Raw genomic sequence first — 11,858 nt, forward strand, 5'->3', positions numbered from 1 at the left:
CGAGCCTATTTAACCAGAAACGCGTTGTCGAATTCGATCGCGGAAATTTTCAGTAAGATATCGAAAGGAAAATCAGGAATTGGGGAAGAATCGTGATACGACGAAATTTGAGTCTCTTGCTACTGACGGGTTCCCTTGCATTAACTCCGCAATGGGCGCTTGCACAGACGCTGCAACAGTTACAAGACCAAGGAAACGCCGCTTTTGCCTCGGGAAACTACTCCCGCGCTCAACAAATTTGGCAAAAAATTATTGACAGCGATCGCACCAATGCTTTTGCCTATTATCATTTAGCCAATGCTCTGCGAGAACAAGAGAAATACGCAGAAGCGATCGCCACTTATAACCGCTCCCTAGAACTCAATCCGAATGCCCCAGAAACCTATACAGGGCTGGGGATTGCCCTGATGGGTAATCGACAGTTAGAAAGTGCTTTAGGAGCCTATCGCAACGCTATTCAACTCGATGCTGAATTTGCCCTAGCTTACATTGGTTTGGGGTTTGCTCTCACGGAAAGCGGCGATTTCCCCCAAGCGACGGCACTTTTCGATCGCGTCTTGACGCTACCGGATATCCCCGTCACGGATTTACCTGGAGTGGCTGCCAATAGCCATGCCGTGGCTCATAATGGTTTGGGCTATATTCACGTTAAACAAGGACAGTGGCAAGAAGCGATCGCGCAATACCAAAAAGCCATTGCTCTCGATCCCAACGACGCTCAATCTTACCTTGAATTGGGGAGTGCTTTGGGGAAAGAGGAACGCTATGAAGAGGCGATCGCCGCGTTGGAAAAATCCCTTTCCCTCGCTCCCGACAATGCTTGGACTTACTCGACTTTGGGGCTAGTTTTCCGGGAGCAAGGAAACTATCCTGACGCGATCGCCGCTTATCAAAAAGCGATCCAACTTAAGCCCAAAGCTGCCATCCTTTACGTTAATTTGGGCAATGTCTTCAAACAACAAGGTCAGGGTATTGAAGCGATCGCCGCCTATAATCGAGCATTAGAAATCGAGCCAGACTTTCCTCTCGCTTATGTGGGCTTGGGCTATGTCGTCGCCGAAACAGGGGACCTCTACGAAGCCTTGGATTATTTCCAACAAGCTACCCAAATCGATCCTAATGCGGGGGTGGCTTTCTTCCGGTTGGGCAGTCTATTGGCGGAACAACAGCGTTTTGAGGAGGCGATCGCCGTCTTCCAAGCAGCAACTCATACCTATGACAATCTCGCCCGACAATTCGAGGAGCAGAATCAACCCGAAAACGCCCGACAAGCCGCCCAAGGCAGTTCGACGGCTTATCTTGCCCTCAGTAAGTTACAACGCCGCCAGGAGCAACCTAATGCCGCTATTGCATCCTTGCAAGAGGCGATCGATCTGACGGACAATCCTACTGCATATATTGACCTCGGTAAGCTCCTCATGGCTCGCGGGGATAGTGAGGAAGCAGAACGAGTGTATCGCGACGCGCTAGAGCGCCTTCCTAACGATCCGAAGATTTATTTATATCTGAGTTCTCTGCTGCAACAGCAGGGAAATTGGCAAGAGGCGATCGAATTGACCTTTCAAGGGGTGAAAATTGCGCCAGAATTTACAGTTTTTCACAGTAATTTGGGCTATTTACTCGAACGTCAAGGGAAGCTCGATCAAGCGTCGATCGCTTACGAACAGGCGATCGTCCTCGATCCCGAATACGCTCTTGCTCATAACAATCTTGCTATTATTCGCGAACAACAGGGACGCTGGGAGGAAGCATTACGCCATTATCGACAGGCGATCGCCATCGAGCCTGGCAATGCAGGGGCATATAATGCCATCGGTACGATTTTGACCCAGCAAGACCAACTTGAGGAAGCTGAGGCAATTTTCCGCCAAGGAATTGAGGTACAGCCGGATTTTGCTTGGAGTTATTACAATTTGGGGGCGGTGTTGGAAAAACAACAAGATTGGGAGGGGGCGATCGCGGCTTATCGTCGTGCTATTCAACTCGATCTTGACGATCCCAAGGTCTATCTTAAGTTAGGGAATGCCCTCGAACAACAGGGCGATCGCGTTGGGGCTGCGGCTTTATTTCAAGAGGCGATCGAGATGAGTCCTGATTCTGTGGAAACTCGCTTCTTTTTAGGAATGACCCGCAAAAATCAAGGACAACTCGAGGAAGCTGAAAGAATTTTTCAAGAAGCCTTGCGACTCGCTCCCGAGGCTAGTGGAATTTATTATCAATTGGGTTTGACACAGTTGGAGTTAGAAAATTTGGAAAAAGCGGAAAACTCCTTCCGTCAAGCTGTTCAACTCGATGCCAGTAATATTCCTTCTTGGGTGCTGTTGGGAACTGTCCTACACCGTCAGGGTAATTTAGAGGAGGCGATCGCCACCTATCGGGAAGCCTTACAGCGAGATCCCGACAATGCTTATACTTACAATGCTTTGGGTTTAGTTCTGCGGGAACAAGGACAGTTTAATGCGGCTTTAGACCAGTTCCGACGGGCGATCGAACTTAATCCCGACTATGATGCGGCTCGGGATAATCTCCAACAAACCGAACGGTTTTTGCGAGAATAAGTCCTAAAGAATCTGGAATATTCCAGATTCTTTTTTGACCTTTTGAAGAACAATTGAGAATCTTTCTTAGAAAAAAATTGAATCATGCCCAAGATTGATATCTAGTGCGATCGCCGTTAAAAATAGATATAATCTCGGTTTTCAACTCTATCTAACGACAGACAAAGGAAAAATTGCTTGTCAATAATTGAGGCTTTTTGCTATTGTGGGATTATCAACAAAATTATTTAATGAGAGGTAAAGGGTATTATGGTCATAACTCAAGGTTTATTACGTTCTTTAACCGACATCGAAGAGAACGTGATTGGTTTGGACAAAAGCATTACCGTTCCTGTTTGTGAGGGCTTAAATATTGTCTTGGCAAGTTTTCAGGCGCTATATCTGCAATACCAAAAGCATCATTTTGTAGTTGAAGGTTCTGAATTCTACTCCTTGCACAATACTTTTGATGAGTATCGCACGGATGTACAAGGTCACGTTCACGAGATTGGCGAACGCTTGAACGGTTTGGGGGGAATTCCCGTGGCGAGTTTCGGTAAACTTGCTGAATTATGCTGTTTCTCTCCAGAAGAAGACGGTGCTTACGATATGCGAAAAATGGTGGAACACGATTTGACTGCGGAACAAGCAATAATTAAGATATTACGCAGCCAAGCCGCACAAGCTGAAAGTTTAGGCGATCGCGCGACTCGCTATCTGTATGAAAAAATGTTGCTTGATACTGAAGAACGAGCTTATCATTTAAGTCACTTCCTTGCTTCTGATAGTTTAACGATGTCTTTTGTAGGACAAAGTTAGGATTGAAGGGATGGCGATCGCCATCCCTCTCAATTTTAAAATGAGAATAGTAAGATTTAATCAATTTTCATGGCTGCAAAATGTTCCAATAATAAACGGTGAATAAAAATATAACCTCCCCCTACCTTCTGCATGAAAATCAACTGAGTTGCATAATCCAAAAAACGAGCATAATTCCAAGGAATTGACTTATCAAAATATAAAATAATCCGTAAGGTAAAATGTTGCAAACAGGCAATTCCCGCAGGAGAAGCCATCCCAAAAACTAGCCCAATGATTGCACCAAAAAGTAAAGGCAATCCTGTTAATTCTACCACAATTGAGAGAGAAATAACACCAATTAAAGCAAAAAATGCCATATTTTTTGCAGATTGCCAGATGCCTTGATTGGGAATAGTTCGCTGTTGAATTCCTCCTCCCCCTAACCCGCGCAATAAGATAAAAACGACTCCGCTTCCCCAACCACTCAACCCATAAAGACAGCCTTCCCACCAGAATCGACTCCAACCGAAAAACAAACCAAAACAAAGATAAGCAATCAGAGAAATGATCGCCACGATCACCCCAATTCGCATCCCTGGTAAAAATGCTTCTTTAGCTTTCAGAGAAGACCATTTTACCATCTCTACGGGTTCGATCTTGGCGATCGCTAACCCAAAAATTGAACCGACAATAATTCCACCTGCTATTCCTAAAATCATTCCGGCAGTAATGCCGCTATTAATTCCTCGTGTCATGGTCAAATTAATGCTTGCACCAATCCCAGAAATCAATCCTCCTAATATCCCAACCCCTAACGCATAACTCCACTGTTTCTTTTTCGTTTCCAACCAACTTGGCTGCATTCTTTCAATTAAAAACACGGTTTGCGATTCCTTGACCATTTGTTTAGCCAAACGAATTAACCATCGACGCGCCCATTTTTTAGGATATATTTGTTCGGAAAAGCGGCGATCGAACATTCTTTTGATATAGGTATCAAAAAGATGATTGCGAAGTACAGTTAACTCTTGACTGGGTAATTCTTGCATATTCATACCGCGATAAGCAAGGGTCATAATACTTAACATCAATGGCGATCGCGCTAATTCTTGTAAAGATTCATCAATATCTAAGGCTTGATGAAAAGCGGTCAATCCCGAACCAATTCCATCTAAATACAAGCGAATTTGTTCTAAAGTTAAAGGTTGTAAATAAATTGCCGCTTGAAAGGATAATTGCGAAGAAAGTCGTTCATAATCTTTAATTCTGCTACAAACAATAATTTCCGTTTGTCCGTTATCCTGACAAAATTGATTTAAGACTTTGACGCAACTTTGTTGTTGTTCGGAACTGACTTCATCTAAGCCATCAAGTAACAGCAAAAGTTGTTGTTCTTTCACCCAAACTTTCCCTAATTCTGGAGAAACTTGATATTTGCGATGCAATTCTGCAATCAACCAATCTTGTATTGATTGTTGTTCTCCCAACCATGAAGAAAGATTAAAAATAACAGGTAAAGGTTGACTTAAATCGACTTCTATGCGGGCAATAATATCCCGGGCAAGTTCGAGAAGTGTTGTGGTTTTTCCCGAACCGGGTTCTCCTAAAATTAAGAGAGTTCTACCGATCCCAAGTTCGTCAAATTTATCAATCACTCGCATTCGAGAAGAGAGATTTTCGCGATCGCTTTCGGCATTTTCCCACACCATTCCCCAGGGTTTGGCGATCGCTTCGGGACGTTCTTCAATACCCAATTCTAGCAAAACTCGACCGTGTAAGGAGTTTTCTAAAACCCCTTTAATCCAATAATTTTTCACTTTATTGAGTAAAATTTTACGGTTGCGATACTCTTCTCGTGACAAAGTTTTTGGGGTAGAAAGTTCTGGGGGAATTTGCGTGCGATCGGGAGATTGAAAAGGGGTATTTATTTCAGGATTTGAGATTGATAATGGTTGAGTTATGATATTCGTTTGGCTTTCATAATTCTCATTAAATAATTCTTCTAATGTTTGTAAAGAAAGAGAAGCATTTTGATAGCGTTGGTGATGATCGTAGTGGATCATTTTACCCAAAAAATCCTTAAAATCATCACTAATAGGAATAGGAGTTTGGAGAAGATCGCAGCTTAATTCATCATGGCGATCGCGGGGAAGTTGGGCAGCATTTAAACCCGTTAATGCCTGCATTGCAACGATTCCTACGGCATAAAGATCGCTGCTAAATTTAGGTTTTGCTGCTCGTTGTTCGCTGGGCATATAGAGAGGAGAACCCACGACAACAGTATAACTTGTTTCCCCTGTTATTGTCGTGACTTGGCTGACTTCTTTAACTGCACCAAAATCGATTAAAATAATGGCGCGATCGCCTTCTCTGCGAATTAAATTTGCAGGTTTAATATCTCGGTGAATCGTATGGCGATCGTGAACAAATGCTAATACTTTTAAGATATCTTTCACTAAGGCGATCGTTTTAGTTTCAGACCAAGGTTTTCCGATAATGAGTTCTTGGTCTAATGTTTCTCCTTGAATATATTCTTGGACTAAATAAAACTCTTCTTCTTGCTCAAAATGCGCCAATAAACGCGGAATTTGGGGATGATCGCCTAATTGATAGAGAGTTTCTGCTTCGCGATCGAAGAGATTTTTCGCAATTTGTAAACTATGAGTATCATTAAATTTAGGTTGGAGTTTCTTCACTACACAGATAGGATTTCCGGGTAAATGAATATCTTGCGCGAGGAAAGTTTGCCCAAATCCTCCCCCACCTAAATGTCGAATTACCTGATAGCGATTAGCTAAAATAGTTTCCATAGTCACCCTTTGTTATATTCAATTTTATAGCAAAATATCCCAATAAATGAGATCCCAAGGGCGATCGCTTTCCTGAAAAAATCAAGGGGTGACAAGAGGGCTATAATACAGATTGTATAAGGGATAGATAGAGATTTCAAGCCTTTCTGAAAATAGAGGTGTATCTGGTTTAAGATTTATTCAATGAGGTGTCTTAAGCAAAATTAACTTGAAAAATAATGTCGTTGTAATCGCGATCGCCACCTCCCGATAGATCCTCAAAGCCAAAAGTATTATTCCCCAATAAGCGAACATGATCGACACCATCAGGATTTGCGCTAATATAAGCAAAGTAGGAGACAACACTACCCCCTGCGGCATTATCTGCATTGAAGGAGAGGAAGTCATCAATTGTCCCGTTAGCAATGAGAAAGGGTGCATAAAGAGAGTTTCCATCTAAGGTACCATTAAACGCTGTAGTTGAACCATTTCCTATCCTGAGACTGATATCGGTGACGCGGTTTTCTAGGGCTGCTTTAGCATACCCAGAATCTTCAGGAGAAAATCCTCCCACGTTTCCTCTCACATCATCAATGCGGTAAAAACCCACGGTATTATTGAAACGAGCTTCTCGATACACGGTAAATGTTCCTTGCAGAGTATTGGCGATCGCTTGTAGATCGATTAATTCTTGTCCTTGCTGTTGCTCGTTTCCTACTCCAATCGGGACACCCTCCCTTGTTTGTTCGATATTTAAAGTTATACCATTGATAAAGGCGATCGCAAATTTTCCCGAGGCAATTTCCGTGACTGAAATCTGTTGATCTATATTTCCTCCAGCGAGGGTTTTGAGGTCAATGAGAAAAGTTTGATTTGCACTGACAGGTTGAGAAATTAAACTTTGCTGACTAATATCAAATCCCGTTGGACGGAAATTTGCAGGAAGAAGAGAAAACAGTTCTAAGTCTGTCTTTCCTGCTGACAAAAAGTTGAGATTGACTTCTGTAATCTTTGATGAATTATCTCCTGCTAGGGTTATTTTTAAGCGATCGCCTCCTTGAGAACCAACAATAAAATTCCCGTTTTCAAATTTTAATAATTCACTGATTTGCATACTACTGGGAGGAGTTGAGGGAGTTGGTGTTGGTGTTGGTGTTGGTGTTGGTGTTGTTATACTTTCTTGAATAAAATAATGAATAGTATTGTTTCCTAAGTTTACTTCTCTTGTACCTACAAATGCTTCTAATTGACCATCACCATCAAAATCGACAAGATCGGGGGCAGCTTGCTCTAATATATCGGCTTGGGATGTATTAATATCATTAAAAGGATTGTCTGTTGCTGACTTTTCGACAAAGATTGGATTTAAAAGAGAGCCTTGATTTTCAAAATACCGAATTGTTCCGACAAAACTATTAATAACTGATTGTCCGATAAACGCATCTAAGTCGCCATCGCCATCAAAATCAACAAAATTGGGAACGGTTTTCAGTTCCTCTGTTGCTGTTGTTGTGGGTAGGGTGATATTATCAAAAGGGTTGTCTGTTGCTGACTTTTCGACAAAAGTAGGGTCTCCTTTATTCGTATTCGTATTTTCATAAACTTTAATAACATCATTTCCTCGGGTTGGATTTGTATTTCTAACACCAATATAGGCAAATTCAAAAACGCCATCACCATCTCCATCAACAAAGGCGGGAGAAGCATAATAACCTACATTTGTCAATCCAAAAGGATTGATTCCTTCGTCGTTAAAAGTATTAGTCCCATTGTTGCGATAGAAGCGCGTATTTCCGTAATAATCGCCAATAAAAACATCAAGATCGCCATCTCCATCAATATCAATAATATCAAGTTTTCCCACTCCCGTTGGTGTTGCTGTTTCAAAACCAAAAGGATTTCCGTTGGCGATCGGTTCAGTAAAAGTATTGTTCCCTTGGTTTTGAAAATAGAAAATATCTTTACTATTTGTACCCACGAAAACATCCAGATCGCCATCCCCGTCAAAGTCAATCGCTAGAGGATAGGTGAAATAGCGATTAGTAACAGATAAAGGAGAGTTAACCTGTTGGAATTGAGACACGATTACTCCTAGGAGTCAAAAAAACACGCACTCTTCTATTTCACTAGAATTCTTTTGCTTTCTAACGCAGTCTTAACCAAAATTAACTTGAAAAATAATATCGTTGTAATCGCGATCGCCACCTCCCGAGAGATCCTCAAAGCCAAAAGTATTATTCCCCAATAAGCGAACATGATCGACACCATCAGGATTTGCGCCAATATAAGCAAAGTAGGAGACAACACTACCCCCTGCGGCATTATCTGCATTGAAGGAGAGGAAGTCATCAATTGTCCCGTTAGCAATGAGAAAAGGTGCATAAAGAGAGTTTCCATCTAAGGTACCATTAAACCCAGTTGTTGAACCATTTCCGGTACTGAGACTGATATTGGTGACGCGGTTTTCTATCGCTGCTTTAGCATAGCCAGAATCCCCAGGAGAAAAACCACCTACTGTTCCATTAATGTTATCAATTTTATAGAAGCCGACGACATTATCAAAGCGAGCTTCTCGATAAACTGTAAAGTTTCCTTGCAACGATCCGCTAACAGTTTGTAAATCGATTAGTTCTTGTCCTTGTTTTTGTGTGCTTCCTACTCCGATGGGTACGCCAGCAGTGGTTTGTTCGATATTTAAAGTTATACCATTGGAGAAGGCGATCGAAAATTTTCCTGTTGATATTTCGGTCGCAGAAACTTGCGATACAGAACTACTTCCATCGATGTTTTTTAGTTCAATCAGAAATGTTTGATTGGCACTAATATTCTCAAAAATTGCATTCTGGAAGCTAATATCAAATCCTGCGGGGCGAAAACTAGAAGGTAAAATGGAGAAGATTTGCGAATCAGTTCCTCCTCCTGACAAAAAGTTGATATTGATTTCAGCAATACTTGATGAACTGTCTCCTGTTAGGGTCAGTTTTAAATTATTTCCCCCTTGAGAACCGACAACAAAAGTTCCATTTTCAAATCTTAAGAATTCACTGGTTGAAGTAGGATCGGTGGGGGTTGGATCTACAGGAATATCAACCTCTGAACTTTCTAAAAATACAATTCCCGCTAGACCTGAAGCATCAGTTTCCTTCGATTGCGCGCCAATAAAGGCTTCGGAAAAACCATCTCCATCAATATCGACAAATGTAGGAGAGGGAACTTGACGAAAGGGAGTATTTGATGCAGAAGATATATTGTAATCATTGAAGGGATTACTTGTTCCAGTTAGTTGAACAAAATTTGCACTGGTAGAAGTTCCTTGATTTTCATAGTATAAAATATTTCCGTCACCCTGACCAATAAATGCGTCTAAGTCACCGTCTGAATCAGCATCGAGAAAGGCTTGATCGAATCTTTTTTCTGCTGGATTGGTAAAGGAACTAGAAACAGCATTCAAAGGGTTGCTTGTTCCTGTTTGTTGAACAAAACTTGCGGCTGTAGAAGTTCCTTGATTTTCATAATAGACGATTGAATCATACTGGCCAATAAATGCGTCGAAATCCCCATCTCCATCAATATCAGTAAATATTGGGGTAGCATACTGACCGACAGCAGAAATATTGAATACAGTCCCAGTTTTTGTAGAGCTAGTTGCTGTTGTAGAGAATGTTGGGCTTGTTTTACTTCCCGTATTTTCATAAAAATAAATATCGCCAAAAGCATTACCTACAAATAAATCAAAATCGCCATCTCCATCAATATCAACAAGATCGGGATGGCTGACCCCAAAATCTCCAGAACTAGGGCTTCCAACAGTTTTATTATCTTCAACTGATATACCATTAAATGGATTACTCGATCCTGTTTGTTCAGTTAAGACTGGGGTAGTAATCGAACCTGTATTTTTAAAAAACTTAATCGTCCCATCGGCAACTCCAACAATAGCATCTTGCAAATCGTCACCATCAATATCGGCAAAAACTGGTGCAGTTTGAGAATCACTTTCGACGGAAAGACCATCAAAAATACTGGTAGATTGTTGGGAAAAAACTCGAGTTACCATAGGACAAATAAATGAATAGTTTTTAACAGTAATGTTTAGAGAGATTTTTAGTTGCTTTCTGTTTTGCCGATCGCGCTAGGCCATCGTCGCGATCGCATTTCCTTGGGAGGCGATCGCCGATGACCATAGTATATTTTTTCTCTCCAGTTTAATCAAGGGACAAAAGGCTGTTTTCAAGATGAGGTTAGGAATATGCTCTATTTTACCGCGATCGCCTTGAATCAGAACATTGAATCCAAAGAAAAGGGGGAAGTCACTCGGGTGGCTTCCCCCTATCATCAGGGTGCATCTACTATGCAAACTATACCAGCTTAATGTGGGGGGCAAAACCCCTTATCCGTATTGTTTTGGTAAAGTTTTCCGCATAATTGATGAAGTTTTGATGAAGTTTACCGAAATTTAACGGTTGACAAAGTAATTTTAACCATTCAACTTTTTCCCTAAGAGTTGATTGGCCAGTTTCGGATCTGCACGTCCGCTTGTTTTCTTCATGATTTGACCGACAAAAAAGCCTTGCAGTTTCTTTTTACCGTTGCGGAATTGTTCGACTTTATCGGGATTTTCTGCGAGAATCTCATCAATAATTTTTTCTAGTTCTCCTGTATCGGAAATTTGGCTCATTCCTTTGCTTTCAACGAATGTTGCAAGGGAATCAATTTTTTCCGTTAGGAGTTCGGGGAGAATTTCCTTGGCAATTTTGCCGCTAATGGTGCCTTTCTCAATTAACTCTACTAATTCCGCTAAAATCTTGGGCTGTAGAGCAATTTCGCCAATGGTGAGTTTCTCGCTGTTGAGATAACCAGCAATATCTCCCATAACCCAGTTGGCAACCTGTTTGGGGTTGGCACCGTCGGCGATCGCCGCTTCAAAATATTGGCTAACATCGCGATCGTCGGTGATAACACGGGCATCATAGGCAGATAATCCCAGTTCCGTCTCATAGCGACGGCGTTTTTGGGCAGGAAGTTCCGGGAGTTGGGATTTCCATGACTCTAATTGTGCCGGGGAGACTTCGATGGGGGGTAAATCGGGTTCTGGGAAGTAGCGATAGTCGTTGGCTCCTTCTTTACTCCGCATACTAATAGTACGCTGGCTACCTTCTTCCCAAAGGCGAGTTTCTTGGAAAATGGGTTCTCCTTTTTCAAGGGCTTTAATCTGGCGATCGATTTCATGGTCTATCGCCTTTTGGATAGCACTAAAGGAGTTCATGTTTTTGATTTCCACTTTTGTGCCAAATTCTTTTTGTCCGACGGGACGAATGGAAATATTGACATCACAACGCAGAGAACCTTCCTGCATATTGCCGTCACTAATGCCAAGATAGCGGACAATGCGGCGCAATTCTTGACCGTATTCAGCCGCTTCTACCCCGGAACGAATGTCAGGTTCTGAGACAATTTCTAAGAGGGGAACCCCTGCGCGGTTAAAATCTACAAGGGAGTGGGTAGAACCGGAAAGGCGATCGCTACCCCCATGAACCAGTTTTCCCGCATCTTCTTCCATGTGTAACCGAGTAATGCCGATCTTTTTGCGAATGGGTTCATCACCAGGTTTTTCAATGATTTCAATGTCTAAGTACCCATGTTCGGCGATCGGGAGATCGTATTGAGAAATCTGATAGTTTTTGGGCAGATCGGGATAGAAATATTGCTTGCGATCGAATTTACTATAGGG

7 protein-coding genes are annotated in these 11,858 nt (G+C 42.0%); 2 read left to right on the plus strand and 5 right to left on the minus strand.

The window, feature by feature from the left end:
- Window positions 1-92 precede the first annotated feature (92 nt).
- Both JUI58_RS12185 and JUI58_RS12190 read left to right on the plus strand, forming a co-directional pair.
- The gene (locus tag JUI58_RS12185; RefSeq protein ID WP_204104057.1) at window positions 93-2,558 is read left to right on the plus strand and encodes a tetratricopeptide repeat protein; all 2,466 of its coding nucleotides are present in this window, start codon (window positions 93-95) and stop codon (window positions 2,556-2,558) included.
- 249 nt (window positions 2,559-2,807) lie between these two features.
- Entirely contained in the window at window positions 2,808-3,356 is a 549-nt protein-coding gene (locus JUI58_RS12190; protein WP_204104058.1) for a Dps family protein, read from the plus strand.
- A 56-nt stretch (window positions 3,357-3,412) separates the two neighbouring features.
- Here JUI58_RS12190 and JUI58_RS12195 read toward each other — a convergent pair whose 3' ends face one another.
- The 5 genes from JUI58_RS12195 to gatB all read right to left on the minus strand — a co-directional run.
- Window positions 3,413-6,148 (minus strand): protein kinase, encoded by a 2,736-nt coding sequence (locus JUI58_RS12195; protein WP_204104059.1) that lies wholly within the window; start codon window positions 6,146-6,148, stop codon window positions 3,413-3,415.
- 193 nt (window positions 6,149-6,341) lie between these two features.
- Window positions 6,342-8,210 (minus strand): FG-GAP-like repeat-containing protein, encoded by a 1,869-nt coding sequence (locus JUI58_RS27735; protein WP_204104060.1) that lies wholly within the window; start codon window positions 8,208-8,210, stop codon window positions 6,342-6,344.
- 72 nt (window positions 8,211-8,282) lie between these two features.
- Window positions 8,283-10,184: a DUF4114 domain-containing protein gene (locus JUI58_RS12205; RefSeq protein WP_204104061.1), complete on the minus strand. Its 1,902-nt coding sequence runs from the start codon at window positions 10,182-10,184 to the stop codon at window positions 8,283-8,285.
- Between the two features lie 75 nt (window positions 10,185-10,259).
- Window positions 10,260-10,463, minus strand: a complete 204-nt coding sequence (locus tag JUI58_RS12210; protein ID WP_204104062.1) for a hypothetical protein — start codon at window positions 10,461-10,463, stop codon at window positions 10,260-10,262.
- 141 nt (window positions 10,464-10,604) lie between these two features.
- On the minus strand, window positions 10,605-11,858 hold a 1,254-nt coding region (gene gatB, locus JUI58_RS12215), incomplete at its 5' end, for an Asp-tRNA(Asn)/Glu-tRNA(Gln) amidotransferase subunit GatB (RefSeq protein ID WP_204104063.1).

The organism is Spirulina sp. CCY15215 (assembly GCF_016888125.1).
Taxonomy (GTDB): domain Bacteria; phylum Cyanobacteriota; class Cyanobacteriia; order Cyanobacteriales; family Spirulinaceae; genus CCY15215.

Bases quoted from the DNA above. Each gene is read 5' to 3' on its own strand.
- JUI58_RS12190 (WP_204104058.1), top strand. From the start codon at position 2,808: ATGGTCATAACTCAAGGTTTATTACGTTCTTTAACCGACATCGAAGAG.
- JUI58_RS12195 (WP_204104059.1), bottom strand. From the start codon at position 6,148: ATGGAAACTATTTTAGCTAATCGCTATCAGGTAATTCGACATTTAGGT.
- JUI58_RS12205 (WP_204104061.1), bottom strand. From the start codon at position 10,184: ATGGTAACTCGAGTTTTTTCCCAACAATCTACCAGTATTTTTGATGGT.
- JUI58_RS12210 (WP_204104062.1), bottom strand. From the start codon at position 10,463: ATGATAGGGGGAAGCCACCCGAGTGACTTCCCCCTTTTCTTTGGATTC.